Source organism: Streptomyces sp. NPDC102279 (assembly GCF_044766365.1).
Taxonomy (GTDB): Bacteria; Actinomycetota; Actinomycetes; order Streptomycetales; family Streptomycetaceae; genus Streptomyces.
The window spans coordinates 387,034-412,749 of record NZ_JBIWLU010000004.1 but is presented as its reverse complement, the minus strand read 5'-3'; the positions used below and the strand labels follow the sequence as shown (position 1 = coordinate 412,749).

Below are 25,716 nucleotides of genomic sequence, written 5' to 3'. Positions count from 1 at the left end.
ACGACCGCAAGGAGCAGCATGGTGGGATCGGCCACGGCACCGACGGTCATCGTGGTGATGGGTGTCTCCGGTTCGGGCAAGACGACGCTCGGCCGACTGCTCGCCGGCCGGCGCGGGCAGCCGTTCGTGGAGGGTGACGGCCTCCATCCGCCGGAGAACATCGCGAAGATGTCGGCCGGTGAAGCCCTGGACGACGAGGACCGCGCGCCCTGGCTCCGGGCCGTCTCCGACGTGATCCGTTCCGCGACGGAGAGCGGGAGGGGTGCCGTGATCTCGTGCTCGGCCCTCAGATACGACTACCGTCGCCTCTTCCGCGCGGCCGGTCCAGGGGTGTGGTTCCTGTACCTGGCGCTGGACCGCGAGGTCGCCTCGGCCCGGGCCGGGCGGCGGACGGGTCATTTCATGCCGGTCGCCCTCCTCGACTCCCAGTTCGCCGCACTGGAGCCGCTGCGGGACGACGAGCCGGGACTGACGGTGGACGCGGTCTCCGGAACCGAGGCGATCGTGGACGTGGCCGTGGCCGCGCTGGCGGAGTTCGAGCCTCATGCGCCGGCCTGACGGCGTCATGTCACCGCAGGCGGTCGAGGAGGTGGTCGCCGACCCGCAGGGCGTTCGCGATCGCCGTCAGGGACGGGTTCACCGCGCCGATGCTGGGGAAGAACGACGTGTCGACCACGTACAGGTTGTCGAGGTCGTGGGCCTTGCAGTTGATGTCCAGGGCCGAGCTGGCGGGGTTCGTGCCGAATCTGACCGTGCCCGCCTGGTGGGCGGTCGCCCCGATGGGCATGCCCTTGTGCAGGTAGATGCTGTGTGACAGCAGATGGTGCTCGTGCATCCCCAAGTGGCCGAGCATTCCCTGCAGTTTGTGCCGGAGGCGGTGGAGTCCCGCGATGTTGTTCTTCTCGTCCAGGGCGAGGTGGATGCCGCCGTCGCCGTCGAGGGTGACCCGGCTCGTGGGCAGCGGCAGGTCCTCCCCGCACAGCCAGAAGTCGACGGCGTGATGGGCGAGCATCTCGAACGGCATGTCGGGCGCGACCGCGCCGGCCCACCGCGGTGCCTCGCCGTGAATCTGGTCGGCGTCGGACTTGCCGAGCATCTGGATGCCGCCCAGCGGGTAGTCCCAGTCGTCCGCGCCCAGGTACCAGTCGTGCAGGGCGAGCGTCTTCTGGAACCTGGTGGGATTCGGCTCCTTGGACACCGCGATCAGGGCCAGGTTGTTGTGCCGCATGTAGTGGCGTCCCACGACGTCGGAGCTGTTGGCCAGTCCGCGCGGATGCCAGTCGTTGGCCGAACGGAGCAGCAGGGCTGCCGAGTTGACCGCTCCGCAGGCGACGACGACGATGTCCGCCCGGAACGTCTCGGTCGATCCGTCGGCGAGTTGGGTGAGGACACCGGTGACGGTACGGCCGTCCGCGCCGGTCTCCAGGCGCCGCACCTCGGCGTTGGTCAGCATCGTCACGTTGTCGTGTTGGAGGGCCGGATCGACGCAGATCACCTGCGCGTCGGACTTGGCGCCCAGCAGACACGGGAATCCGTCGACGCGGTCGCAGCGGATGCACGCGCTGCCGTGGGCGGCCCGGCCCTGCTCGTCCTGTGTGAGGTCCACTCCGATCGGCAGGTGGAAGGGGTGCAGCCCCTGCTTCTGGAGGTCGTCGCTCAGCTGCTGGATCCGTGGTTCGTGCGCGACGGGAGGATGCGGGTAGTCCGCGCGGGCCGGACCCGCGGTCGGGTCCTCGCCGTGTCGTCCGTGCACCCGGTAGAGGTGCTCGGCCTGCGTGTAGTACGGCTCCAGGTCGCCGTAGTCGATGGGCCAGGCAGGTGACATCCCGTCGTGGTGCCGGAGTTCGCCGAAGTCCTGCGGGCGCAGCCGGAACAGGGCGGCGCCGTAGAACTTCGTGTTGCCGCCCACGTAGTAGTTGACCTCCGGCGGGAACGGCTCGCCGTGCTTGTCGTACCAGAACTCGGGGGCGCGGTACTTGCCCTTCACGAACACCGCGGTGGACTCCCAGTTGTCCCGCTCCCTCGGCAGATAGTCCCCGCGCTCCAGGATGAGGACGCGTTTGCCGCTGGGAGCCAAGCGGTGGGCGAGGGTGCCGCCGCCCGCGCCAGTGCCGATGATGATGACGTCGAAGTGCTGCTCGTCGGCCATGCGACGGCCCCGTTCCTGGAGTTTCCGCGCCGCCCCCGGCCTGATCCGGGCCGGCTCCGGTCCGAGGTCGTCGGGGCGGCTGCCTGCTGAGACCTCACATCTGTACCGGACCGGAACCTACCCCGGGCCCCGGAGGGCGGCGACGCGGCGGCAGCACGCGGGCCAACTCTTCACCCGAACGCCGAATGCCCACCCCGTGGTGGTGCCTCGCGGCGTTCCCGCCTCCCCGGTGGAGCGGCGACGGCTCGAAGCGAAGGCGCTTGCCGTGGCCAGTCGTTCAGCCGCCCCACCGGCCCTTGGCTCAGGCGCCGACCAGTGCCTTGTTCACGGCGCCGAGGAACTCGTCGAGATCCTTCGGCGTCCGGGAGGTGACCAGGGTGTAGCCGCTCGCGCTGTCGCTCACGACGGCCTCGTCGACCCATTCCTTGGCTCCCGCGTTACGGACGTCCGTGCGCACCGAGGGGTAGGAGGTGAGCGTCTTCCCGTCCAGCACACCGGCTTCCACCAGTGCCCAGGGGCCGTGGCAGATCGCGGCGATCGGACGGCCCGACGACGCGAACGCCCTGACCGTCTCAAGTGCCTTGGGCTGGAGCCGTAGTTGGTCGGCATTGATGGTGCCGCCCGGAATCAGCAACAACTGGTGACTGTCAGGATCGAGCGCTTCGAGGGTGGCTGTGGGCTCCACGGTCTCGCCCGGGTCCTTGTCACCCACGAGTGTCCGGATGGGGTCCGAGGACACGGCGGCGATGGTGACGTCGGCGCCGTCCTCCCGCAGTCGGTTGACCGGCACCACCAACTCGTCCTGCTCGACCCCGTAGTTGGTGACCAGTACGAGCACGCGGTGACCGTTGAGCGGCTTGTCCGACATGGTGATGCGTCTCCCTTCGTTCTGGTGGCAGCCTGGTGTGCGGGGGTGCCGCACGCGTGGAGCGATTGCTCGTGCGGACGGCTGTACCGCGGCGACCCGGTCTTCACCCCGCCTCCGCCGGCGATGTCACTTGCCGGCGGTCCGCTTCGCGGCGTCCTTCTCTGTCGTGGCGCCGGCCGTGGCGAGCGTGCCGCCCGCGGTCTCCAGGTGGGCCCGGATGAACCACTGGAACTGCTCCAGGTCACGCAGTTGCTCGATCAGCAGGTCCTCGGTGGCGGGGTCGATGTCTCCCACCTTCTTGACCGCGGCGCGCAGGTCCTCGATCAGTCCGGTGTACACGAGGTCGAGCGCACCGAGGTGGGCGATGGCGTCGGCACGCCCGACGCTGTAGTCCTTCCACGTGCGTCCGTCGACCAGTGCGCCCGGCGTGCCAAGTGCGACACCACCCAGCGCGGCGATGCGCTCGGCGACGTCGTCGGCCATGTCACGGACGCGGTCGACCTGCGGGTCGAGCATCTCGTGCACGGCGATGAAGTGCGGGCCCACCACGTTCCAGTGGACGTGCTTGAGCGTGAGGTGGAGATCGTTGAGGGAGTGCAGGCGCTGCTGCAGTACTTCGATCAGGGAGCCGGCGTCCTCCACCGAGAGGCCGGGGACGGTGTAGCGGGGGGTGACCTCGCGTGCCATAGGTGTATCTCCTGTTCTCATGCGGTTTGCCCACTCTGGGTACCCGGGTCGGGAGGACCCAATCCACCCGAGTCACATCCGAACCACGGACCCACGACAGCGGCGACTGTTTACGACCGCACACCTCCCGCAGACCGGCGTCAGGACGTTCTCGCGGAGTCGAGTCCGACGGTGGCGCGCTGCCGGGCGGGGTCTCCCCCACCCGCTGACGGGTCACGCAGGGCCGTCAAGAGCTCTGCCAGGCCGCCCGGAGCTCGCCCGCGCAGTCGGGCCGCGGTGTGCACGGGGTGCCGGTCGGTGCGGGCGATGCGGTGGCCCGCCGAGGACAGCCGTGCTGCGAGGTCGTGATCCTCGCCGGTGGGCAGCGGGGCGAAGCCGCCCACCCGCAGATAGGCGGAGGCGGACACACCCAGGTTCGCCCCGTGGACGTGCGGGTGCTCCCACCTCGGCTCCGTCCCCCCGAGACGGCGGGTACGGAAATAGTCGGCGTCGTGGCGGGCCACATGAAGGGCGCCGACCATGGTGGAGACCAGGCGGATGGTGCCCAGCACGGCGTCGTGGCCCCGGCGCGCCGAGGCGAGCTGGTGGGCGAGCCACGGCGTCGGCACGGTGCTGTCGGCGTCCGTCATGGCCAGCCACACGTCCGGGCCGGCATCTGCCAGCAGCGTGAGGGCGTGGTCGACGCCCGCCGCCCTCGCCGCCCCGACGTTGCGGCGCCAGGCGGGGACGACGCTCGCTCCCTCACGGGCGGCCAGAGTCGCCGTGGCGTCGGTGCAGGCGTCCGCCGCCACCACGATCACGACGGGCACCGGCGCGACGAAGGCGGCGGCCGCGCGCACACTGCGCAGACAGGCCTGGATGCGCCGTTCCTCGTCGTGTGCCGGGACCACGACGGCGATGGCGGCGGGCGTCACGCCAGACCTTCCGCGCGAGCCGGTGAGAGCACCGGGCCGGGACCGGGCCGATGCTCGTGGACGGTGAGGGTGAAGTCGGGGTCGTCGTAGCGGGCGAGGTGGCTCAGGCCCGTCAGGGAGTCGAGCCGGTCGGCGATCTCAAGGCCCGTACAGGTGTGTTCGGCCACCGGGTGGTTCCAGTGCGCGGTGACCAGATGGCCGCCGTCGCTCAGGCTCTCCACACTCCGCCGGACCAGCCGCGCACGCGTCTCGGTGTCGAAGTAGTAGAGGAGTTCCGACAGCACGATCAGGTCGAACGAGCCCTCGGGCCACTGGTCGGGCACGGTCATCCGCCGCACGGTGACGTGCTCCAGGCCGGAGGTGCGTCGGGCGGTGGCGTCGACGGCCGAGGCGACGCGGTCGGTGGACAGCAACTCCTCGCACCGGCCGGCCAGGAGTTCGCTCAGCACACCCACCGAGCAGCCCGGCTCGAAGGCGCGTGGGTAGCGCGGGCGGGGCAGGGCGGCCACGGTCAGGTCGTACTTGCGGCGGTCGTACCACCGCTCGCCGAGATGCCATGGGTCGGTGGCACCGGCGTACTGGTCGTCGAAGTAGCTCGCCGGGGTGTTCACCGGATCACCGTCTCGAAAGTGCGGGTGTGATGGGCGATCTCCTGCGCCGACAACACCGGACCGACGCCGGAGCCACGGTCTTCGAGTTGGCTGGTGAAGCGTGCCAGGGCCGCCTTCTTGCGATCGACTGCCGCCTCCGCGAGGGGGAGAACCGCGGCGCGCTCCCACGGCACCCGCGTGTCGTACGGACGCGCCCAGTGCCACATCCACACGGGGTAGGACCACACCGGCTTGGAGCGCTCGCGGCCCGCGGCCCGGGCGGCTCGACCGGCGGCCTCGTGGTCGCTGTGCAGGTCGCCCACCCAGGGCGCCACGCACACGGCGGCCCCCACGGCGTCCAGCGCCTCGCCGATCACGGCCCGCGCCCGGGTCTCGTGCTCGTCGAGACCCGTGTCCGGGAGGCCTGCGTGCACAGGGTCGGGCAGATCACCCAGCTCGCCCAGCGCCGCGGCCAGTTCGTCGCGACGGCGGGCGGCCAACTGCGCCCGCTCCGACGGCGACGCGGGGCCGTGCGACGCTTCCCCGTCGGTCAGGCACACGGTGTGGACCGTCGCACCGGCATCGAGGAGAGCGGCCATCGCGCCGCCGAATCCCAGCACCTCGTCGTCCGGATGGGCCGCCACGACGAGGACGGGACCCTCCGGAAGCTCCAGATGGGGCAGGTGGTCCGGCAACTGTGCCGCGAGCCACTCCGCCTCGTCGGTGCCCCGCGCGTCGATGGCAGCGGCGGCGGCCAGCCTCTGGGCACCCGCGGTCTCGAGCGAGCTCATCGCGTCGCCTCCGCCGAGTCCGTCGTCACCAGACGGCCGAGTTCGGCCAGGTTCGCCTCGGCGTGGTGCTGACGTACGTAGACCGTCAGGTCCGCCACCGCGCGGGCGTGCCGTTCGTCGTGGCACAACGGGCCGGCACCCGTGGCGCGCCCCACGTGGTCCAGCACCTCGGTGCACACCTTCTCGACGAGGGCCCGCACCCGCATGCTCCGCACGCCTGCCTCGTTCCGAACGTCGAGGGTGTCGTCGTCGATGTCCTCGCCGGCATGGCGCAGCATCGTGTCGGCCGTGTGCAGCAGGACGTCGACCGCGCCGAGATGGGCGGCCGCGTGCGCGTTGAGCCTGCCGGCCGCGCCTCGCTCGTACAGGGGGGCGGCGACGGCATGGGCACCGCCCAGCCAGCAGGCCGCGACCCCGATGCCTCCGTGCTGGAATCCGGGCCGCTCGAGATAGCCCTCCACCGCTCCGACGGCTCGCGCGGGCACGGCGGTGAAGGACACCTCCAGGCTGTCGCTGCCGGCCATGCCGATCGCCGGCCAGGTCCCTTCCACCGGCTGCACGCCGGGGTGGTCCAGGGCGACGGCGAACAGGCGGTAGCCGTCCTCGGCGTCCGCTGTCACCAGGGTGTGGGTGCAGGCGTGGGCACCGGAGCAGTAGGGCTTGACGCCGCTGAGCGTCCACCCCCGTTCGGTGCGGGTCGCGTGGGTGCCGGGACCGGGCGGGCGCGCGGCCCAGACCCCCCATCTCTGGCCCGCGGCGGGCAGCGGGTGACCGAGTTCGTGCAGGATCGCGGCGGCGTCCAGGTGGCCCTCCGCGAGCCGGGCGAGCGAGAGGTCCCGACGGCCCAGCGCCATCAGTACGGCGAAACGACGTGCCGTCGACCGGCCCGGCAGGGGCACGCTCGGGGCCTCGCGCTCGACGAAGTCGGCGAACAGGTTCGCCGTGCGCTGTTCCGGTGTGCGGAGGCGATCGGGGATCTGGGGAGGCGTGACGGTCACGCGGACCTCCTGCGTACATCGTCGAGGGTGTCGGGAGGCGTTTGAGTATCCGCAGGCACGTGCTCAAAACACGCAACACGCCTGGTCCGGCGGGCGGCCTGGCACCGCTCGGGCCCCGGGGTCCGGACGTGCCGCCCCGCGACCGGCCCGCATCCCTTCGCGCGCAAGGGCGGCTCGGGCGGTGGGAGTGCGTTCTCCAGCCCTTCGTGGCGACTGCCCGGCCGGGGCCGGCAGTCGATCTCGTTGCTCCGAGCGTGGCGGACGCCGTGTACAGCCAGCATCCGGCAGCTCACGGACAGCCGCCACTTCGCGGGCCCCGCTCCTTGTGCGACGGCGATCGGTCGGCATAACCCGGCGGAATGGTGGCACCTGCATTGCCGTACCGAGCGGCGCGGGGCGGGTCGTCCGGCGGCTGGGGCGCGGAACGCGCCTCCTGACGCCGGCTCCGTCGGGGGCACCACACGCGAGCCCCGAGCCGACGTACTTCCTCACCCCTTCGCCGTCGGCCGACGGCGGCCGGCCACGCCCGATCGATGCTCGGGCGACGGATCCGGTCCGGAGACCCTGGCAGGAGACCACCCATGCGGATACGCAGATTCGGCTGGGAGGCGGCGGCGACCGCCGCCTCCCTGCGCCGGGCGTTCACCTCGGCGGGCCGGGAGCGCGACGCGTGTGTGCAAGCGCTCAAGGCGGCGGGGGCTGCCGTCGCCGCGTGGGCGGTGGTCGGCGCCTGGTGGGAGGCGCCGATGGCTCTGATGGCGCCCTGGACAGCCGTGGCTCTGGTCCAGGGCACGGTGTACCGCTCGGTGCGCACCGGCGTCCAGCAGCTGGCGCTGATCACCGCGGGCACCGTCCTCGCGGCGGCCGCCGCGGCGATCACCGGCAACGTCATGGCGGCCATGGCCCTCGCTCTGCCACCGGCGGCGCTGCTCGGCATCCACAACCGCTTCGGCGACCAGGGCGTCTACGCCCCCACCACGGTGATCTTCGCCCTCGCGTACGGGACGCTCTCCGGAGAGGACATGGCGCATCGTCTCGCGGAGACGGCGGTGGGTGCCGTCATCGGCATCTCCGTCAACGCGCTGCTCCTCCCTCCGGTGCATCTGCGCGGCGTGGAGGAGGCACTGTCCTCGATGGCCCGGGAGAACTCGTCCCTGCTCAGGATGATGGCGGACGATCTGGCGGCCGGGTATACGGAGGAGGACGCGGCCCGGTGGCGAGGCCGCGTGGCCCATATCTCCGCGTCGCTGGAGGGACTGCGCAACGCACGGATCTGGAACCGGGAGAGCAAGCGTTTCAACCCGGGCCGGCGCATGCGCCGCGGCTTCCGCGAACCTCCGTCGATCGACCACGACGCCTACTGGGAGCGGTTCCTGGACCGGACCTCCGCCATCGTGGACAACCTCGCCGCGGCGGCAGGCGAGGAGCGCGGGCTCGCCCGGCCACCGCTCGCCCGGCTGACGCCGCTGGCCCGGCTCCTCGGCGCGGTCGCCGACGTCTGCGAGTGGGACCGCACCCGGTGGGGGCTGCACAGCGACGAGGCGGACCTGGCACAACGGGACGCCGCCCGGGACCGGGCCGAACAGGCGCTGGTGTGCCTCAAGTCCGGGTTGGCCGACGAGGACCCGGAGACGGCGGTGACGGTCGGCGCGCTGAGCGCCTCGGGACAGCAGTTGCTGCGCCTGCTCAGCGGCGCGTCCGGTACACCCAAGGTACGGAGCTGAGGACACATCCTGTCGCCCCGGTCACTCTGACATCGCGGTGATGCCATCGCCGCCCGCGGCGCTCCGGCGGGAAGCGACACTCCGGAACGCCGAGGAGTTCCAGCAGGTGATGTTCCGACGAATTCGGGGCAAACATGTCGAGACGAGCAGGTCGCTGGGCCGTGACGCCACGCGAACGCGGCGACGAACACCGCGTCCCCTCGTCAGTCGAGACAAGCCACTCCGGGTTCTTGGAGGACCGCGTGGACGACCGCGTGACAGAGCTGGGGAATCTGCGGAGCGACAACGACCACCTTCACGAAACGACGCGCTCCGGCGCCGTGGTGGACCATGCCATCGGAGTCGTCGTGGCTCTCGGGCAGCTGGCGCCGGAACAGGCGGAGCAGGTTCTCCATGAACTGGCGCGGCACACGGGGATCAAGCTGCGTCACGTCGCGCAGCTGCTCATCGAGTGGACCCGTACCGGACGGCTGTGCGCCGACCTCCGTACGGAACTCGACCGGCAGCTCGCGGGACACACCGAGTCACCGCAGGTCGGCGTCTGAGCTGTTCGGCCGGGTGCGCCCGTTCGCCCGCGGAGCCCGCACCGCCGTGCGGGCCCGAGGGAGGGCGATCAGCGCCCCAGCGCCTTGCGCAACTGCTGCTTGTTCATCGAGGAGCGCCCTTCGACGCCCTTCTTCTTGGCCTCTTCGTAGAGCTGGTCCCTCGTGGGCCCCTGCGCGCCACTGTGCGAGCGTTCGCCGCCGCGCTGGGACGCGGACTTCTTGTCGCGTGTGGACGTCTTGCTCGCCGTCTCGGACTCGCCCGCCCTCGCACGCTCCTTGTTGACCGTCCGGGCGGCGATCTCCTTCGCACGGCCGGTGGACTCACCTCGCTTCTCAGCGCTCTCCTTGACGTGCTCGTACTGGCGCTCACGCTTGGGACTGGAACCTGCCGGCATGACGTCTCTCCTTACTCTTCCGAACTGGGTCGGGACTCTTCCGAACTGGGTCGGGCTGTACGGCCCGGTGGTACGAGGGGTTCCCCTTCGGGCGGGACGCACGCGCGGGAACCGCCGTCTCCACTCCAACGCAAGACCCCTCCGGACGCGACCCAAGAGCTTCGGCCCGGCCGTGTGTTGCGGGACCCGGTCCCATGCGGGACGTGCGCTGCGGCATGGGCATGAACGTTCGCGAAGGGGGGACCCACGACCGATGTCGGTGCGGACGTCCGCGGAACTCCGGTGCCTGGTCGACGGCACGCCGCGTGCGCCGCCCGATCCTCAGGAGGCCGGGATGTTCGAGGGATTCGAAACGGCGCGGATCGACGTCGGCGAGGGGTCCGCCTTCGTCCGTTTCGGCGGGAGCGGACCGCCGGTGGTGCTCCTGCATGGCCATCCCCGTACCTCGGCGACGTGGCACAAGGTCGCTCCGCTGCTCGTGCGGGCGGGCCACACCGTGGTGTGCCCCGACCTGCGGGGCTACGGGCGTTCCAGAGGACCGAACTTCACGGAGGACCACCTCGGCTACTCCAAGCGTGCGGTCGCCTCGGACGTGGTGGCCGTGATGCGCCGGCTCGGACACCGCCGGTTCGCGCTGGTCGGGCACGACCGCGGCGGGAGTGTGGCGCTGCGTCTCGTGCTCGACCACCCCGATGTCGTGTCCCGGGTGGTCTTCGCGGACTGCCTGCCGCTGTCCGAACATCTGTCGCGGATCACCGCCGAGTTCGCCACGCAGTGGTGGCACTGGTTCTTCTTCGCGCAGCCGGACATCCCCGAGCGGGTCATCACGGCGGACCCGGACAGCTGGTACCGGGGCGACCCCGAGGTGATGGGACAGGAGAACTACGACGAGTGGCGGCAGGCCACCCGCGATCCCCACGTCGTACGGGCGATGCTCGAGGACTATCGCGCCGGTGTCACCGTCGACCGGCGGCACGAGGAGGCCGACCGGGACGCCGGCGCGCGCCTGACCTGTCCGACGCTGGTGCTGTGGTCGCTTCGCGACGACCTGGAGGACCTGTACGGGGATCCCCGCACGATCTGGCGCCGGTGGGCCGACGATGTCCGCGGCCACGGCATCGACGCCGGACATCACGTCGCCGAGCAGGCGCCCGAGGCACTGGCCTCCGCGCTGATCGACTTCCTTCGGGAGGACCCGCGCGATCCCGAGTAGGGCGCGCAGCCTCGAAGCCCGGCCCCCGGCGACGGGCAGCCGCTCGGGCCGGGCCGCGATCGGCCCGGACTCGGCAGATCCGTCAGTGCGGGGGCCGTTCGATGCGGAGCCGGCCGGAGAGCAGCCGTTGCGCGGAGGTCAGTACCCGCCTCGTGGCAGCGGTGCTGCGGAGCGCCGCGCGGGCCGCGTTCGCTCCGCAGGCTCCGTGGACTCCCCCGCCCGGGTGCGCCGACGCCGAAGCGAGGTAGAGCCCTCGCACAGGTGTCTCGGGGCGGCCGGTGCCCGGCACCGGCCGGAAGACGAGCTGCTGGTGGAGGTTGGCCGTGCCTCCGTTGATCGCACCGCCGTGCAGGTTGGCGTCCATGGCCTGGAGGGTGGGAGGCGCCAGGACTCTGCGGGCGCGGACGAGGGAACGGAATCCCGGTGCGTAGCGCTCCACATGGCGTTCCACCCGGTCTGCCATGGCCTCCTGTTCACGCTCGTCCCAGGCTCCGGTGACACCGTCGTCGCCCGCGTCGCCGACGACGGTCTGCGGGACATGCGTGTACGCCCAGGCGCTTTCCGTTCCCAGCGGGGAGCGCGAGACGTCGGCCGTCGTCATCTGTCCGAGCAGGGTGAAGGGGCGGTCGGGCACATGGCCCGCGGCGAGTTGGGCCGCGAACCGCGTCATCTCGTCGACACCGTCGGACAGGTGCACAGTGCCCGCGCCGGCCGCGGCACCGGCGCTCCAAGGAATCGGCCCGCTCAGCGCCCAGTCGATCTTGAACGTGGAGAAGTCCCACTGGAAGCGCCGCATGCTGTCGAGGAGGCGGCCCGGCAGGTGCCGTTCGTCGACCAGGCCGCCGTACAGGGCGGGTGCCGAGACGTCCGCGAGTACGCAGCGACGGACCGGGATCGCCTCGCCGCTCGCGGTGCGTACCCCCACGGCCCGGCCGTTCCGCACGACGACCTCGCGTACCGGTTGGCCGCAGCGCACGATGCCGCCGCGCCGTTCGAGTCGGCGTACGAGCGCGGCCGACAGGCTCTCCGCTCCACCGACGGGGACCGGGAAGCCGTACTGCTGTCCGAGCATGCACATCAGCCACCCGAAGCCGCCGCTTCCGGCCGCCTCCGGCGCCAGGTCGGCGTGCAGCGCGTTCCCGGCCAGCAGCAGACGACCGGCCTCGCCGCGGAACTCCTCCTCGCCCAGTCGCCGGGCGGGCAGCACGAGAGACCGGACCAGGGGAAGGCCTGCCGGACCACGCAGCCGCCTCGCCAGGCCGGCTCCTGCCTTGAGCGGGGGAAACGGAGTGAACAGGGCGTCCAGAAGCTGGGTGCTGATCCGGTCCCACGTGCCGCACATGCGCGTCCACGCGGCGCCGTCCCCATCCGCGAAGGCGTCCAGGCCCTTCGCCGTCGCCTCGGTCGAGCGTTCAAGGACGGCACAGCGTCCGTCGGGGAGCGGATGAGCGAGCGCGGACGGGGCATGGGCCCAGCGCAGTCCCTCCGCGTGCAGGTCCATGCTCCGGATGACCGGGGATGCGGCGGCCAGGGGGTAGAACGCGCTGAACAGGTCGCTCACGTAGTCGGGATGCACTCCGCGGTCGCTGCGGACGGCGCCCCCGGGCCGGCTCTGCGCTTCGAGTACCTCGACGCTCCATCCCGCGTCGGCCAGGAGGTTCGCGGCCACCAGGCCGTTGGGTCCGGCTCCGACCACCACGGCGTCCAACATGGCAACTCCTCATGCCCGGCGGACAAGGCCCTCGGGCGCGGGCACATCGGGGGAGGCCGCAGGAGGTGTCCGACGCTCGACGACCTGCGCGAGGCGGGCGAGCATCCTGCGGTGACGCAGCTGGATGACGACCTCGAGCGGAGCGGTGTGCAAGGCACCACCGATCCCGCGCAGGGGATGCTCATCCACGAGGACCAGCGAGTGCGGGCCCCAGGTGCGCACCTCGATCGCGATACGCGCGGTGCCGAGACGTCCGCTGTCGGCTTCGAGTTCCAGCCATCGGAGCGGCTCCACCCGCCGCACGACCGTCCGTCCCTCGTACGTGAACCGGCCGCGCCCGAGGACGTACGCCAGTCGCGCGCCCACCTGCGGCCACCGTCCGTCCGTCGGTCGTGACTCCGAGGTTCCGACGACCCACTCGGCATAGAGCCGCGGGTCTTCCAGGACCGCCCAGACGGCCTCGGGAGGCCGCTCGATCACCTGGTACCGAATGGCCACGACGGACTCCTCACATAGCGACGACATCGTGACGAGTAGCACATATCGGGTGAGTGCCCCTCTGTGACGACATCATGCGCGGCACTTCCAGGCGCTCCGTCGACTGCCGCCGAGTCCCGATGCGCTTCCGTCAGCCGGTCTGCCCGGAGGAGGCGAGGTCCTTGAGGTCGACGGTCTCACCGGCGGCCGGCTTCCGCGGGTCCACGGTCTTGCCGTAATCGCTGAAGGTGGCGGTGTCGGGGCTCTTCCCACCGCTGGTGGTGGTGCGCAGGATGTACGGCTTGCCCTCCGTCGCCACGAACAGCGTCAGCGTCTCGCCGTCGGCCGCCCGCTTCGTCAGCCGGATGGCCTTCTTGCCGTCGACGGTCGTCGTGGACGACCTCTTCAGCCCCTTGCGCTCGGACTTGTCCTCGTCCATCGACGCCACGAGCCCCTGTTTGTCGCACAGGCCCTCGGTCGCCGCGCCGTCGGACGGTACCTTCACCCACTTGTCCTTCAGCTTCGGGACGAGCGTGTCGCTCCGGGGCTGGCCCTTGAGGGCGCTCTTCCAGTACCCCTCGTCGCCCCGCAGATAGAGCGTGGCGTCGACGTGGCGCACCTCGACCGTCGTACCGGCCGTCGTGACCGTGCCCTCGCAGTTGTTCTGCCGGTCGACCGACAGATCCACGTCCAGCGTTTCCCCCGCGGTCTGCCGCACCGTGCCGCTCACATGCATCGAGGCAGCCTGCCCGGTCGCCTTCACGGCCTCAGCGGCGATCCGGTCGGCGCTCTTGCCGGCGAAGGGCCGGCCCTCGTCCCCGGAGCCGCCCCCGCAACCGGCCAGCATCAGCACCGAGCCCCCGACGACCGCGGCCATCGCCGACACCTTGCTCCCGCCCATCGTTTCCCCTCCCCCGGGGGCGCGCGATCGCGCCCTCGATCCCCGTACGACTCCTACGGCCGAGCCCCCCGACCGCCCGCTCCTCCCTCCGGCCGGCGGAGGACGTCGTCAACGGCTGTTCGTCGCCGTCAGCACGGACGTCAGCTCCATCACCGCCAGCAGGCGACTGACGCTGGGCTGGAAGGACCCGCGCAGTCGAAGCCGCGCGCCGGCCGCCTGCGCCTTCTGCCGCGCCTGTATGAGGACCCCCAGTGCGGCACAGTCGCAGAACGAGACCTCGGTGAACTCGACCTCCACCCAGCCGGCGCCGCCCGCCAGCACCGCCTCCAGCCCGTCCGCGAGGCGGGGCGAGGTCAGGTAGTCGACCTCACCCGCCACCCTCACGATCGTCCTGCCGCTCGCCCCTCCGATGGACATCTCCATCCGCGGGTCGACATCGTCTTCCTGGCCCATGTACGCCGAGTGCCCACTTGGTGACGGTCGATGCTCACGTCTTTTCTCCCCGTCTGCGGTTTCTGCGGAGACGGGGAGGGCCGAGGGTGCCGAGGGGCTTCACGCATCGGCGCGGGTGGCGGAGCCGGCGCCGGTCCGGCTCCGCCGAAGGGCCCTTCCGGCTCAGGAGACGCGCAGGAGGGTGGTGGCCGGGCGGATCGCGTCGGGCCCGAACTTGGCACGGATGCGGTCGCTGACCTCTTCGGCCACGAGGCGGGTCTCACGCACCGCGTCGAGGCTGATCTGCTCGGCCACCTGATCGGCGGCGACGAGGTCATCGGCCTTGAGCGTGATCGCGGTGATCCGACCGCGCTGGAGCCCTGCCGCGTCGATGAGCCGGTACGCCATCGTGCGGAGGTCGTCGTCGTGGGCAGAGGCCTCCGGGAGCCGTCGGGTCTTCTCCCAGGCGGTGCCTCCCGCGAAGCGCAGCGCCAGGGTCAGCCCGCGAGCGGCCTGGCCACTGCCGCGCAGTTGGACAGCGAGGGTGACGACGAGGTCGAGGAGGGCCGCGCGGACGGCGGCGCCGTCCAGGGTGTGCCGCGGGAAGGAACGGTGGACGCTCGCGGTGGCGGGCAGCGCCCGCGGGACGACGGGGCGGGGGTCGACACCCCGGGCACGGTCAGTGGCCTGCCGTCCGGCCCGGCCGCCGAGAAGTCGCTGCACGGTGGCGGCCGGGACGGTGGCCAGCAGGCCGACGCTGTGGATGCCGTAGTCGCGCAACGCCTGGGCCTGGCGGGGCCCGATGCCGTGGAGGGCTTCGACGGGCAGCGGTCCGAGCCAGTCGGCGACCCGGTCCGGGCCCACGGCCAGGACACCACCCGGACCGGGAACCTGCCCGGAAGCGGTGGCCGCGACGGTGATGGACGGCCCGATCCCGACGCGCACGTCGACACCCAGTCGGGAGATCGTCCGTACGCGCAGCATCTCCCCGAGCCGGACGGCGTCCACGCCGTGATAGCGCAGCGCGCCCTTGAGCTCGGCCAGGGCGGCTGTCGGAGGCAGCGCCTGGACGACCGGTGACAGCTCCGCCATCTGTTCGAGCACCTGCCGATAACCGTCCTCCGGCAACCGGTCCGGGCAGCGCACATGCATCACGCTCGCCTCGCTTCGCACCTCGACCTCTGGCGTCACGGCACCCACCTCCTCCACACAGGCTATCGAACTATTATTCGAACACGCGAGGTGGCGAACCCGGGCAGCCGCGGAACTAGAATCGGATCTATGTTCGATGACCTGCCGCCTGACCTGGCGCGACTGCTCACCCTTCGGGTGTGGCACGCCATGTGGCTGCAGCGCATCGACGCCAAGATCGCCGCGCTCCAGAAACGGGAGGCCGAACAGGAGCGGGGCCGTACCAACCGGCCCGCGGAGCCGGACTGGATCGTCGAACTCGGCATCGGCAACGGACGCCCGCCGATCGAGGTCCACGCGGGCGACTGCTACGCCGCGGGCAAACGGCGGCGCGCCGTCCCGCGTGACGAAGCACGTCGGCTCCTCGCCTCGGGCGTGCGTGCCTGCGCCCACTGCAAGCCCGACACCCGTCTGCGGATCCTCGACTGACCGGCCCGCGTCACGCGGCGCCGCGTCTTCGTGGCCGGTGGCAGGGGCTCGCCATGCCCCGGGCGCGGAGTGCTTCTAGTCTGAGAATCCTCGGGGCCCGACACGGAGGTCCAGCATGCCCCGAACCGTGTGGTCCGGCGCCATCTCGTTCGGCCTCGTCACCGTGCCGATCCAGGTGGTCAGCGCGACCGAGGACCATTCCATCCGCTTCCACCAGGTCCATCTGGAGGACATGTCCCGGGTGCGGGTGCGGAAGGTCTGCGAGATCGAGGACCGCGAGGTGGCCCAGTCCGAGATCGGCAAGGGCTACCAGTGGGGCAAGGACACGATCATCCCCGTACTCGACGAGGAACTGCGGGAGATGCCGCTGCCCACGGCGAAGGCCATCGAGATCGAGGCGTTCGTCCCGCTCGACTCGATCGACCCGATCCAGATCGGTGACGGCTACTACCTCCAGCCGGCCGGGCAGGTCGCCGCGAAGCCCTACAAGCTGCTCCGCCAGGCCCTGGAACGGTCCTCCAAGGTCGCCGTCGCGAAGTACGCCTGGTCGGGGCGCGAACGCCTGGGGCTGTTGCGGGTCCGCGACAACGTGATCGTCCTGCACTCCATGCGCTGGCCCGACGAGGTGCGTGACTCGTCCTCCCTGGCCCCCGAGGCGGTGGAACTCACCGAGGACGAGATCGCCGGAGCCGAACAGCTCATCGACCGCATGACGCGGGACGACCTGGACGGGCCCGAGTTCGTCGACCGGTACAACGACGCCGTCGCCGAGGTGATCAAAGCCAAGCGCGAGGGCGTCGAGCCCCCCGAGGCGCCGGAGGAGACCAAACCGGCCGGCAAGGTCGTCGATCTGATGGCCGCACTCAAGGAGTCCGTGGCCAAGGCCCGGGAATCGCGTGGCGAGGACGCGACCGTCCACGATCTGCCCAAGAAGAAGAACGCCGCCAAGACCGCCAAGAAGACGGCCAAGAAGCAGCCCGCCAAGAAGGCCGCGAAGAAGACGGCGGCAAAGAAAACCACGTCGGCGCGGAAGTCGCGAAGCGCCTAGGGGCAGACACGTCACCGTGTCGGGCGCGGCTGCCACCCGTCGGTCGGCGTCTCGACGAAGGTGTCCTCGCGGCACCGGCCGATCTCTTTGCGGCCTGCGCGGCACGCGGCACGGGTACGACCTCGACCCTCCGGGCAGAGGGCCGTGGCTCAGCCTCAAGTCCTCCGCCCATCACACGATCCGGCCCGCTACACCGCCTTATCGAGCTTGGCGATCTGCGCTTCCATGACCTTGGCCGGCACCTCGGGCGCTTGCCCACCCAGGGCGTTCATCGCGTAGAAGACGACCAGCGTCGAGCCTTCTCGCACGACGGTGTAGGACACCGGGATCTTCTCACCGTCGATGTCATCGGTCATCGAGTAGGCCACTGCCTCGTCTCCGAGCTCGGGAGCCTTGAGGACCTTGACGGCGGTGTACTTGAAGTCCGTGTGCTCGAAGGACGTGCACTTCTCGCTCTGCGTACGCAGGTCGGCCACCACGTTCTTGGCGTCCGCTTCCTCGTGCGCGAGCAGCCCCATCCGCAGCACCGTCGCGTCGGTCTGCTTCAGACTCGTCAGCGAACGGGAGACCCGCGCCGCGGCGTCGGGCTCCGTGCCGAGCAGGAACATGTCGGCAATGGCCTGACAGGTCGCGGGCTTCGCCGGCACGCTCACTTCGGGGATCTCGTCATCCGGGGTGTTGCCGACGCGGTAGCCCCTCACGTCGGCCTTGGTGATCGCGGCCGTCGTCAACTGCGCCTCGGTGAGCGGCTTCAGGCCTCCCTGGGCGGCCGGCGAGGCCTTGGCCGCCGACTTCTTCGACGCGGCGCCCTTGTCGCCGCCGTCACTGTCCTGCCCCCCGCATGCGGCCGTCGCCGCGAGCGCCACCGTTGCACCGGCGCCGACCAGGACGCGTCCCAAAGCTGACTTCACGTTCGTTCCACCCCACGAGTTCCTGGGGCGCGACCACCAGAACGGTCGCACCGTGACGCATCCAAGCCCACAACCAGCGGACTTTGCCAGCGCGTTAGGTGCTCTTGGCGTAACGATCAGAGATCAACTATTTGGTTGTACGGAGGCAAGGTGGCACGCGCCACAGTTCCGAGCGCCGCGGTGGCACGGTCGGGCCGCTCGCTCAGAATTCCCTCGTCATTCCTCGTCGTCCTCCTCCTCGTCCTCCTCGTCCTCCGCTTCGCCACCGTCATCCGCGGCATCCTCGGCGTCCGCCTCTTCCCCCTCCTCCGCGTCTTCCTCGTCGTACTCGGAATCGGCTTCCTCTTCCTCCATGGCCTCTTCGTGGGTGCGGACCACCTCGCCGTCGCGGATCTCGCCGCGCCACCCCTCGGCTTCCTCGTCGGTCAGCGTGACGTAACGCTGGAAGTTCTTGAAGTCCAGCCGCATACGGCGGCCTTGGGCCCGCCAGATGTTGCCCGTCTTCTCGAAGAAGCCCGATGGGTAGTACTCGACGACGAGCACGATGCGCGTCAGTTCGGGTGTGATCTCGTGAAAGGTGACGCAACCTCGGGTGCTGCCTTTCGCCCCTTCGGAGGTCCACAGGATTCGCTCGTCGGGCACCTGCTCCTGAACCGTCGCTTTCCAACCGCGCGTGGAAGGGCCTACTTTCACCTTCCAGTCGCTGCTGCCGTCGTCGTCACGGGAGGCGCTGCGCACACCCTTGGTGAAGCTGCTGAACTTCTCGTATTCGGACCAGTGGTCGTACGCCGTCCGAAGCGGCACTCCGACGTCCAGCACCTCGATGATGTTCGTGACCTTGGTGCTGCCCGACTTGCTTTTGCCTCCGCCCCCGGCCGCATCCTTGACCTTGCCCATGATGCTGTCCTTGGCACTCTTGGCCTTTTCGCTCACGAACGCCTTCAGTGGCGATTCCCCTTGCAGAATGCGAGATCCCGTCCCCAGAAGGGAGCCGCCGTTCTCACTGACGTCGGAAAGGTGATCGGTGACGTCTGCCACCTTGTCACCTGCTTTGTCCGCCAGATTCCCCAGTTGGGCTCCGAGGAAATCGACTATCTCGTCACGCAGGGCATTCAGACCTGAAGTTTCCGTGGCACTCTCGCGCTCCTTGGTGGCCATGGCACTACCTCCGTCGCCCAGAAGCACTCTTGGCCGCCCTGCTCGCCGTCTTCTTCGCCGGGGCCTTCTTGGCGGTCGTCTTCTTGGCTGCGGTCTTCTTCGCTGCGGCCTTCTTGGCGGGGGCGGAGCCCTTTGCCGATGTGGCGGACTTCGCCGTCTTCTTCGCCGGCGGCCTGGACGCGGGACTCTTTTTGGCCGTGCGCCGGTCAGGCCCGCTCTGCGAACGCCCACCTGCCGCGCGACCGGCATCACGGCGCGTCTTCCGCGGGGCCTCTTCCTCCGGCTCCTCTTCCCCTTCTTCTTCCTCCTCCTCCTCGTCCTGTTCGGCTTCCCCTTCGGGCTCCTCGTCCTCGGGCTCTTCCTCCTCCTCTTCAGGCTCCTCCTCGTCGTACGCGTCCTCGGCCTCTTCCTCGTCCGGCTCCTCGTACTCCTCCTCCTCGCCCTCCTCTCCATCGCCGTCCACTGCTCCGGGCTTGCCCACCCGCAGAGTCCGTTCGTGCAGGGACCCCGCCAGGTCCATGAGGCGGCGATCCGCTGCGGTGGCCAGGGCCTGACGGCCGGCCCCCAGCAGTTCTCCGCGCACCTGCTCGTTGAGTTCGGCGACACCCGGAACATCGGAGAGCCGTCGCAGCCCCTCGGTCAGCAGTTGCTGCGGTTCGAGGCCGAACCGGCGACCGGCGAGGAAGGTCGCTGCCGCGAACGCGAGGCGTCCCTTCTTCGTACGCCCGAGAACGTAGCCACCGGCGACAGCGGCGGCGAGAGCAACCTTGGTCGTGTCATCCATGAACGTCATCCCTTCGGGCCACGCACTCCGCGCCCCCGGAGACGCACACCCGACGGGCGGTCTCGGAGGAAGCCCATCCGTACCTGAAGCTCCGTGTACCCCCATACGGTGAGATGTCACCCATAAGGGGTACACGACATGTGACACGGACAAAGGGAGACATCATGGCCGCGGCAGAGCCCTCCAAACGCCGATCCGGCGGTGGCGGCAGCGCCCAGCGGCGCACCGCGCGCGATCGTGGCTCCGGAGCGGGTGGAGCAGCACAGGTCATGCGTTCGGCAGCGGAACAACTGGGTTCTCTCATCGGCACACCGCCGGAGTCCGTTTCCGCCATCAAGCCGACGGACGACGGTTGGGAAGCGGATGTAGAGGTACTCGAATTGGAACGCATTCCTGAGACAACCAGCGTGATGGCCACCTACCGGGTATCGCTCAATGCGGACGGTGACCTCGTGTCCTATGAGCGGACACACCGCTATACGCGTGGACAGATAGACCGGCGCTGAATCTCACCGCCGGTGAAAGGAGGCATCGTGAGTGTGATGCCACAGAGCGAAGGCGGCGTCGCCCGTGGTGGTGGATCTGGCAGCCTCTACGACGTTCTGGAACTGATTCTCGACCGCGGACTAGTCATCGACGTCTTCGTGCGGGTGTCCCTGGTAGGAATCGAAATCCTGAAGATTGACGCGCGCATCGTGGTGGCCAGCGTCGACACCTATCTGCGCTTCGCCGAGGCGTGCAACAGGCTGGACCTCGAGGCCGGCGAAAAGGCTCCCTCCAAACTGACCGACATCGTCGGCGATTCCGTGGAATCGGGGGCGCGGGGGAAATCCAAGGGAGCCCTGACCGGCGCGGCCGAAGCGGTCACGGACACCATCAAAGGGGTGACCGCCCGAGAGGATGACCAGAGCGACGCCCCGGAAGAGGACGAGGCGGAGGAGACGGTCGAGCGGCGGCGGCGCCCGGCACGACGCACCTCCCGGCGGGAACGAAGCTCTTCTCGCGAGGAGGACTGACTCATGGCCGTGTACACGTACTCCATCACGTTCAAGGACCATCCTCTGCGGCTCGACGACCTCCGCGGCGTGGGTGCCTCACCGGCCCCTCTGCGCACGGTGACCGCCGGTCCACTGTGCGCCGTGGTGAGCGACGTCTCCGAGGAACTGCGCCCCAAGAGACGGGACATCGGCGCCCATCAGGACGTTCAGCAGCGCCTGATGGAGGACGGTGCAGTCCTCCCCCTCCGCTTCGGCTACACCGCGCCGGACGACGACGCGGTGCGCCTCGCGCTGGAGGAGCGCGCGGATGAGTACACGGAGCGGCTCGGTGAACTGGACGGGTGCGTCGAGTACAACCTCAAGGCTTCCCAGGCCGAGGACATGGTGCTCCGGCAGATCCTTTCGGAGTCGCCGGAAGCCAGGCAGCTCAACGATGACATCCGGAACGGCAGAGCCGACCCCGAAGCAGCGCTCCGGCTGGGCGAGTTGGTCGCGCAGGAAGTGCGGGCCCGCCAGGAAGCTCTGGCGTCGGGCGTGATCGAAGCGCTCCGCCCGTTCGCCCGGCAGATCGACCCCGGCGATCCGAGCGGCGAGGACTTCCTCAGCGTCTCGTTTCTCGTGTCGAGCGAGCAGGACGAACTCTTCCTCGCCACCGAGTTGAGCCTCGCCCATCAGATGGGCGAGGGCTTCGACTTCCGGCTCCACGGTCCGCTTCCGCCGTACAGCTTCACCTAGGGAGTGAGCATGGGCCTCTTCACACAAATCGTCACCCTTCCGCTGGCTCCGGTCCGCGGTGTCGCCTGGGTGGTGGAGCAAGTCCTCGAAACAGCGGAGAACGAGTACTACGACCCCGCCCCGGTGCGCGCCCAACTCGCCGAGTTGGAACGGCAGCTCAACGCGGGTGAGATCGACGAGGAGACCTTCGACCGCGCCGAGGACGAGCTGCTCGACAAACTGGAGGAGATCAGCGCACACGCTCGCGGGGGCCGGGCCTGATCGCCTCTCACCGAAAACCACCGCATACGCGAACCCGACCTGATTCGAGGGAAGACGAGGGCCCCGGCCATGAGTGAACCTCTCCCCGGTCGCCTGGGCGCGACCCCGTCCAGAGCGGCACCTCAATACGCACAGGGCTCGTCCGCGAACCTCGCGGACATCCTCGAACGTGTCCTCGACAAAGGCATAGTGATCGCGGGCGACATACAGATCAACCTCCTCGACATCGAACTGCTCACCATCAAGCTGCGTCTGCTGGTCGCGTCGGTCGACAAGGCCAAGGAGATGGGCATCGACTGGTGGGAGCACGATCCGTCGTTGTCGTCCAAGGCTCGCAACGAACCATCGCTGGTCGAGCAGAACCGTCAACTGCGCGCTGAACTGGCGGCGTTTCGAAGCGGCAGGCTGATACCGGAACTGGATGCCGAGGAGGAGGCGGAGGCCGAGGAAGCGGAGTTCGAGGATGCCGAGTTCGAAGAGGAGGCGGAAGCCGAAGCTGAAGCCGAAGAGGAAGAGGAAGAGGAAGAAGCGGAAGCGGAAGCCGAGGTGGCTCCGCCGCGTAAGCGTCGAAGGGCGCCACGCCATGCCTGAGCCGGTCACCTACGCATACGCCGTGGCCCGCGCGGCTCCCGAGCTGACGCCGGCGCTTGCCGGACTCACGGGGGTCGCGGGCGCTTCAGTCCGAATCGTGTCCTCGGACGTTGACGACGGGGTCGTTCTCGCCGTGAGTTCCGTTCCGGCGGCGGACTTCGAGGAGAGCGGCCTCAGACGGCATCTCGAAGACCTCGACTGGCTCGAAACCGTGGCCCGAGCGCACCACTCCGTGGTCGAGGCCGTCGCCTCCCACACCGCAGTCCTGCCGCTGCGCCTGGCAACCGTCTATCTCGACGACACGAGGGCTCGCGACGTGCTGGACGCCGAGGGACGGCTGTTCGCCGAGCGTCTCGCCTACCTGGCTGATCAGGTCGAATGGGGGGTGAAGATCTACGTCGAGGCGACCGCGCCGGCGACACCGGACCCTGCTCCGGCGACAGACCTCACCCCTGGGCGTGCCTACCTCAATACCCGGAGGCGTCAACGGAGCGACCGGGAAGCGGTCTACGACACGGCGCAGCAGGCGGCCGATCGGCTGAGGGACGTGGCACACGCCTACGCTTCCGAGCGGGTGGGCCACAGGACCCAGACCGGGGCCCTGGCCGACAGCAGCGGGGAGAACGTACTCAACGACTCGTTCCTCATCCCCCGGGACCGTGGTGAGGCGTTCCGCGTCGAGGCTGCCCGCACAGCACAGGGACTCCCCGGCATACGCGTGGAAGTCACCGGGCCGTGGGCGCCGTACTCGTTCGCCATGCCGGAGGACCCCGCGGACGCGGCAGCGCGCGGCGTGGCACCGTGACCGGGCCTCCCGGCGGTCCGTCCGCCGTCGAACCGCTGCCTGACCGTCAGGTGGCGCTCATCGACCTGTTGGACAGGCTCCTCAGCGGAGGCGTCGTGATCACCGGTGACGTGGTGCTGTCCATCGCGGACATCGACCTCGTCCGGATATCACTGCGCGCGCTCATCGTGTCGATCAGCCCGGAGAACCCCTCGCCGTGGGCCCCGACAACTCCTGCACCGCGAGGCGACGATGGCCGATGACGACGACGGTGACGTGACGGAAGAGCTGGAGGCGGCGGCGGAAGCGACAGCTCGGGTCTTCCGGCTCCTTCCTGCCGAGCCGGCGGATCAACCGCCGCACGACGGGCCTGCGTCGAGGCCCCGAGGCCGCATCAACGCCGATCCCGACACCGTCGAGCAAGACCTCGTACGGCTCGTCCTGACCTTGGTCGAACTGCTGCGCCAGCTCATGGAACGCCAGGCACTGCACCGCGTCGACCAGGGAGACCTCGCCGAGGAGGACGAGGAGCGCCTCGGCGCGACGTTGATGGTCCTGCACGACAGGATGGCGGACCTCTGCGCGCGTCACGGCCTCACCATGGACGACCTCAACCTCGATCTCGGCCCCCTGGGCACTCTGCTGCCTCCGCCCGACTGACAGTCGGGGCGTCGAACGGCAGCCTCCTGACAGGCGCAACGCCGACACGCCCGGCCGGCTCCCGGCCCGCGTGCTCGCTCCCGCGTGTCCTTCGCACCGCGACCAGGAATCGCTCGGTCCCGCCGAACGACAGGTGCGCGCCCATGCCGCAAGGCCCCGCGCGCCGCTGCGGACGGGGCGACGGAGGGGCAACATCCCACGTGAGAGGCAGTCAGCTACGCGGAGTCATGGGCTGTTTGAGTTATTTTTCGCGGTTTTGACGGTGTCTCAAAGGATCTTTGGCCGATTCATGGCATTCATTACGTGCTCGGTCGATAAGTACGACAATCATTCCGGCTTGAAGGAGCCTCGCATGGTCACCAGCTCTTCCCTCCGCGCCCGCAGCATCCGTGGAGGTGCCGCGATGGCCGTCGCGGCCGTCGCCACTCTCGCCGGAGCAGGCGCCTCGTACGCCGCTCCCGGCGACAGCGGCGACATCGACGTCCGCTCGATCGGGTGGCACGCACGGGGCGGCGACGGCGTCGAGGTCTGTGAGTTCCTCCTCTCCGCCAGCAACTTCGAGTCCTTCCCCGCGGTCGCCTGGACGATCACCGCCCAGCCCCCGACCACGCCCCGCGGGGACACGCTCCAGAGCACGCTGCCGCTGGTCAACGGCTCGGCGCGCAGCGCCAAGTACCTGCTCCCGGAGGGCACGTACCAGCTGGTCTGGACCACGCCGGCGGGCCCGAAGGAGAAGCGGTTCTCGGTCGACTGCCAGAGCCAGGCCCACCACGGCCGCGGTCCCGCCGAGATCGGCCCGGGCGGCAGCCCCGCCAAGGAGTCCTCCAAGGAGTACTCGAAGGAGGAGTACTCCAAGCCGGTCGGCGGCGTGCCCGCGGGCGGCGGCGGCGTCCCGGAGGGCAAGGAGAACCTGAGCTCCGAGAGCGACTCGAACTTCGGCACCACCGCCGCACTGGCCGCCAGCGGTGTCGGCATCGCGGCGCTGGTCATGGTCCGCCGAACCGCGCGCCGCCGTGCCCGCAACGAGGCGTAACGTCCCCAACCGGCGGCGACGACGGCGTGGACCGAGTCGCGCGTGCCGTCTGTCGATGACGCTGACGGTGACCTTCTCGCTGGTGGCCGGAATCGTCTGGGCGTGCTCCGGCTCGCCCGACGAGTCCGCGGTCACCGCCGCCCGTGGCAGTGACGCCGCGGGCGGCGGGCCCCCGCCGTCCGCCCAGGCCGCGCCCCCACCCCAGGTGCGCTCCCGGCCCGTGAAGATCACCATTCCCTCCATCTTCATCGAGGCCCCGGTCGTCGACCTCGGCCTCGACAAGAAGGGGCAACTCGGCGCCCCGCCTCTGACCAAGCCGAAGGAGGTGGGCTGGTTCCGCAACGGCCCGTCCCCCGGCGAGGCGGGAACCTCGCTGATCGTCGGTCATCGCGACACGGTGACCGGACCGGCCATCTTCCTCAACCTCAACGCGCTGCACCGCGGGGACACGGTGAAGGTCACCCGGGCCGACAACGTGACCGCCGTCTTCACCGTCGACGAGGTCGGCAAGTACGCGAAGGACAAGTTCCCGAACGACAAGGTGTACGGAAACACCCGGCGTCCCGAACTCCGGCTCATGACCTGTGGCGGTCGCTTCGACAAGAAGCACGGCTACGCGGCCAATGTCGTCGTCTTCGCCCACCTGACCTCGCTCAAGAAACGGGCGGCCTGAACACGAGCACCGTGCGGAAGCGGCCGGCACCTCGCATCGAGGAACCGGCCGCTCGGCATGTCCGC

The 25,716-nt window shown here is 70.0% G+C and carries 32 protein-coding genes; 16 read left to right on the top strand and 16 right to left on the bottom strand.

From position 1 onward, the window contains the following. Window positions 1–18 precede the first annotated feature (18 nt). Complete coding sequence (locus ACIRQH_RS11805) at window positions 19–558, top strand: gluconokinase (protein WP_388873144.1); 540 nt, start codon at window positions 19–21, stop codon at window positions 556–558. 10 nt (window positions 559–568) lie between these two features. Here the strand turns inward: ACIRQH_RS11805 and ACIRQH_RS11800 are convergent, their stop codons facing one another. From ACIRQH_RS11800 to ACIRQH_RS11770, 7 genes are all read right to left on the bottom strand, one after another. Further along, a complete protein-coding gene (locus ACIRQH_RS11800; RefSeq protein WP_404225447.1) occupies window positions 569–2,149 on the bottom strand; it encodes a GMC oxidoreductase in 1,581 nt (526 codons plus the stop codon). 301 nt (window positions 2,150–2,450) lie between these two features. Next, a complete protein-coding gene (locus ACIRQH_RS11795) occupies window positions 2,451–3,017 on the bottom strand; it encodes a type 1 glutamine amidotransferase domain-containing protein (protein ID WP_404225445.1) in 567 nt (188 codons plus the stop codon). 126 nt (window positions 3,018–3,143) lie between these two features. Further along, window positions 3,144–3,704, bottom strand: a complete 561-nt coding sequence (dps, locus tag ACIRQH_RS11790) for a DNA starvation/stationary phase protection protein Dps (protein WP_388873153.1) — start codon at window positions 3,702–3,704, stop codon at window positions 3,144–3,146. A gap of 140 nt (window positions 3,705–3,844) precedes the next feature. Next, window positions 3,845–4,618 carry a glycosyltransferase gene (locus tag ACIRQH_RS11785; protein WP_404225443.1) on the bottom strand — a complete coding sequence of 258 codons (774 nt, stop codon included), beginning with the start codon at window positions 4,616–4,618 and terminating at the stop codon, window positions 3,845–3,847. After that, window positions 4,615–5,229, bottom strand: coding sequence for a class I SAM-dependent methyltransferase (locus ACIRQH_RS11780; RefSeq protein WP_404225441.1), 615 nt, complete (start codon window positions 5,227–5,229; stop codon window positions 4,615–4,617). The genes ACIRQH_RS11785 and ACIRQH_RS11780 overlap by 4 nt, the downstream gene beginning before the upstream one ends. Beyond that, window positions 5,226–5,999: a PIG-L deacetylase family protein gene (locus ACIRQH_RS11775; protein WP_404225439.1), complete on the bottom strand. Its 774-nt coding sequence runs from the start codon at window positions 5,997–5,999 to the stop codon at window positions 5,226–5,228. Before ACIRQH_RS11775 ends, ACIRQH_RS11780 begins: the two co-directional genes overlap by 4 nt. After that, window positions 5,996–6,997 carry an acyl-CoA dehydrogenase family protein gene (locus ACIRQH_RS11770; RefSeq protein ID WP_404225437.1) on the bottom strand — a complete coding sequence of 334 codons (1,002 nt, stop codon included), beginning with the start codon at window positions 6,995–6,997 and terminating at the stop codon, window positions 5,996–5,998. Before ACIRQH_RS11770 ends, ACIRQH_RS11775 begins: the two co-directional genes overlap by 4 nt. Before the next feature lie 581 nt (window positions 6,998–7,578). On the opposite strand from ACIRQH_RS11770, the gene ACIRQH_RS11765 reads away from it, so the two are divergent. Both ACIRQH_RS11765 and ACIRQH_RS11760 read left to right on the top strand, forming a co-directional pair. Next, window positions 7,579–8,721: an aromatic acid exporter family protein gene (locus ACIRQH_RS11765; RefSeq protein ID WP_404225435.1), complete on the top strand. Its 1,143-nt coding sequence runs from the start codon at window positions 7,579–7,581 to the stop codon at window positions 8,719–8,721. A gap of 242 nt (window positions 8,722–8,963) precedes the next feature. Next, window positions 8,964–9,266: an ANTAR domain-containing protein gene (locus ACIRQH_RS11760; RefSeq protein WP_404225433.1), complete on the top strand. Its 303-nt coding sequence runs from the start codon at window positions 8,964–8,966 to the stop codon at window positions 9,264–9,266. 68 nt (window positions 9,267–9,334) lie between these two features. On the opposite strand, the gene ACIRQH_RS11755 is transcribed toward ACIRQH_RS11760, so the two are convergent. After that, window positions 9,335–9,661, bottom strand: a complete 327-nt coding sequence (locus ACIRQH_RS11755; RefSeq protein WP_388873174.1) for a plasmid stabilization protein — start codon at window positions 9,659–9,661, stop codon at window positions 9,335–9,337. A 334-nt stretch (window positions 9,662–9,995) separates the two neighbouring features. Between ACIRQH_RS11755 and ACIRQH_RS11750 the strand changes: the two genes are divergently transcribed. After that, window positions 9,996–10,874 carry an alpha/beta fold hydrolase gene (locus ACIRQH_RS11750; protein WP_404225432.1) on the top strand — a complete coding sequence of 293 codons (879 nt, stop codon included), beginning with the start codon at window positions 9,996–9,998 and terminating at the stop codon, window positions 10,872–10,874. Window positions 10,875–10,956: 82 nt separating this feature from the next. On the opposite strand, the gene ACIRQH_RS11745 is transcribed toward ACIRQH_RS11750, so the two are convergent. The 5 genes from ACIRQH_RS11745 to ACIRQH_RS11725 form a co-directional block, all read right to left on the bottom strand. Next, a complete protein-coding gene (locus tag ACIRQH_RS11745; RefSeq protein WP_404225430.1) occupies window positions 10,957–12,585 on the bottom strand; it encodes a phytoene desaturase family protein in 1,629 nt (542 codons plus the stop codon). Window positions 12,586–12,594: 9 nt separating this feature from the next. Further along, on the bottom strand, window positions 12,595–13,083 hold the full coding sequence (locus ACIRQH_RS11740; RefSeq protein ID WP_358816152.1) for an SRPBCC family protein: 489 nt from the start codon (window positions 13,081–13,083) through the stop codon (window positions 12,595–12,597). 130 nt (window positions 13,084–13,213) lie between these two features. Next, on the bottom strand, window positions 13,214–13,963 hold the full coding sequence (locus ACIRQH_RS11735; protein WP_404225427.1) for a hypothetical protein: 750 nt from the start codon (window positions 13,961–13,963) through the stop codon (window positions 13,214–13,216). Window positions 13,964–14,071: 108 nt separating this feature from the next. Further along, window positions 14,072–14,416 (bottom strand): STAS domain-containing protein, encoded by a 345-nt coding sequence (locus ACIRQH_RS11730; RefSeq protein WP_388873188.1) that lies wholly within the window; start codon window positions 14,414–14,416, stop codon window positions 14,072–14,074. Window positions 14,417–14,578: 162 nt separating this feature from the next. After that, window positions 14,579–15,547, bottom strand: coding sequence for a hypothetical protein (locus tag ACIRQH_RS11725; protein WP_388932900.1), 969 nt, complete (start codon window positions 15,545–15,547; stop codon window positions 14,579–14,581). Window positions 15,548–15,676: 129 nt separating this feature from the next. Between ACIRQH_RS11725 and ACIRQH_RS11720 the strand changes: the two genes are divergently transcribed. Continuing rightward, the gene (locus ACIRQH_RS11720) at window positions 15,677–16,015 is read left to right on the top strand and encodes a DUF6233 domain-containing protein (protein ID WP_404225424.1); all 339 of its coding nucleotides are present in this window, start codon (window positions 15,677–15,679) and stop codon (window positions 16,013–16,015) included. 115 nt (window positions 16,016–16,130) lie between these two features. Further along, complete coding sequence (locus ACIRQH_RS11715; protein WP_388873194.1) at window positions 16,131–17,063, top strand: Ku protein; 933 nt, start codon at window positions 16,131–16,133, stop codon at window positions 17,061–17,063. 188 nt (window positions 17,064–17,251) lie between these two features. Here ACIRQH_RS11715 and ACIRQH_RS11710 read toward each other — a convergent pair whose 3' ends face one another. The 3 genes from ACIRQH_RS11710 to ACIRQH_RS11700 all read right to left on the bottom strand — a co-directional run bounded on the left by ACIRQH_RS11710 (window position 17,252) and on the right by ACIRQH_RS11700 (window position 19,916). Further along, window positions 17,252–17,974, bottom strand: a complete 723-nt coding sequence (locus tag ACIRQH_RS11710) for a hypothetical protein (RefSeq protein WP_404225422.1) — start codon at window positions 17,972–17,974, stop codon at window positions 17,252–17,254. Window positions 17,975–18,190: 216 nt separating this feature from the next. After that, window positions 18,191–19,132 carry an SRPBCC family protein gene (locus ACIRQH_RS11705; protein ID WP_404225420.1) on the bottom strand — a complete coding sequence of 314 codons (942 nt, stop codon included), beginning with the start codon at window positions 19,130–19,132 and terminating at the stop codon, window positions 18,191–18,193. Between the two features lie 4 nt (window positions 19,133–19,136). Further along, a complete protein-coding gene (locus ACIRQH_RS11700; protein ID WP_404225418.1) occupies window positions 19,137–19,916 on the bottom strand; it encodes a histone protein in 780 nt (259 codons plus the stop codon). Between the two features lie 164 nt (window positions 19,917–20,080). Between ACIRQH_RS11700 and ACIRQH_RS11695 the strand changes: the two genes are divergently transcribed. The 10 genes from ACIRQH_RS11695 to ACIRQH_RS11650 all read left to right on the top strand — a co-directional run bounded on the left by ACIRQH_RS11695 (window position 20,081) and on the right by ACIRQH_RS11650 (window position 25,651). Further along, a complete protein-coding gene (locus tag ACIRQH_RS11695; protein WP_388873206.1) occupies window positions 20,081–20,422 on the top strand; it encodes a gas vesicle protein in 342 nt (113 codons plus the stop codon). Window positions 20,423–20,455: 33 nt separating this feature from the next. Continuing rightward, on the top strand, window positions 20,456–20,932 hold the full coding sequence (locus ACIRQH_RS11690) for a gas vesicle structural protein GvpA (protein WP_404225719.1): 477 nt from the start codon (window positions 20,456–20,458) through the stop codon (window positions 20,930–20,932). Window positions 20,933–20,935: 3 nt separating this feature from the next. Next, window positions 20,936–21,649, top strand: coding sequence for a GvpL/GvpF family gas vesicle protein (locus ACIRQH_RS11685; RefSeq protein WP_388873208.1), 714 nt, complete (start codon window positions 20,936–20,938; stop codon window positions 21,647–21,649). A 9-nt stretch (window positions 21,650–21,658) separates the two neighbouring features. After that, on the top strand, window positions 21,659–21,910 hold the full coding sequence (locus tag ACIRQH_RS11680; protein ID WP_388873211.1) for a gas vesicle protein GvpG: 252 nt from the start codon (window positions 21,659–21,661) through the stop codon (window positions 21,908–21,910). Between the two features lie 69 nt (window positions 21,911–21,979). Then, window positions 21,980–22,501 (top strand): gas vesicle protein, encoded by a 522-nt coding sequence (locus ACIRQH_RS11675; protein ID WP_388873214.1) that lies wholly within the window; start codon window positions 21,980–21,982, stop codon window positions 22,499–22,501. Next, window positions 22,494–23,306, top strand: coding sequence for a GvpL/GvpF family gas vesicle protein (locus ACIRQH_RS11670; RefSeq protein WP_388873217.1), 813 nt, complete (start codon window positions 22,494–22,496; stop codon window positions 23,304–23,306). The genes ACIRQH_RS11675 and ACIRQH_RS11670 overlap by 8 nt, the downstream gene beginning before the upstream one ends. Continuing rightward, on the top strand, window positions 23,303–23,548 hold the full coding sequence (locus tag ACIRQH_RS11665) for a gas vesicle protein (protein WP_358816139.1): 246 nt from the start codon (window positions 23,303–23,305) through the stop codon (window positions 23,546–23,548). Before ACIRQH_RS11670 ends, ACIRQH_RS11665 begins: the two co-directional genes overlap by 4 nt. Next, complete coding sequence (locus tag ACIRQH_RS11660; RefSeq protein ID WP_388873220.1) at window positions 23,538–23,945, top strand: gas vesicle protein K; 408 nt, start codon at window positions 23,538–23,540, stop codon at window positions 23,943–23,945. The genes ACIRQH_RS11665 and ACIRQH_RS11660 overlap by 11 nt, the downstream gene beginning before the upstream one ends. A 352-nt stretch (window positions 23,946–24,297) precedes the next feature. Then, a complete protein-coding gene (locus tag ACIRQH_RS11655) occupies window positions 24,298–24,978 on the top strand; it encodes a hypothetical protein (protein ID WP_388873223.1) in 681 nt (226 codons plus the stop codon). A gap of 55 nt (window positions 24,979–25,033) precedes the next feature. Further along, a complete protein-coding gene (locus ACIRQH_RS11650; protein WP_388873226.1) occupies window positions 25,034–25,651 on the top strand; it encodes a class F sortase in 618 nt (205 codons plus the stop codon). Window positions 25,652–25,716 lie beyond the last annotated feature (65 nt).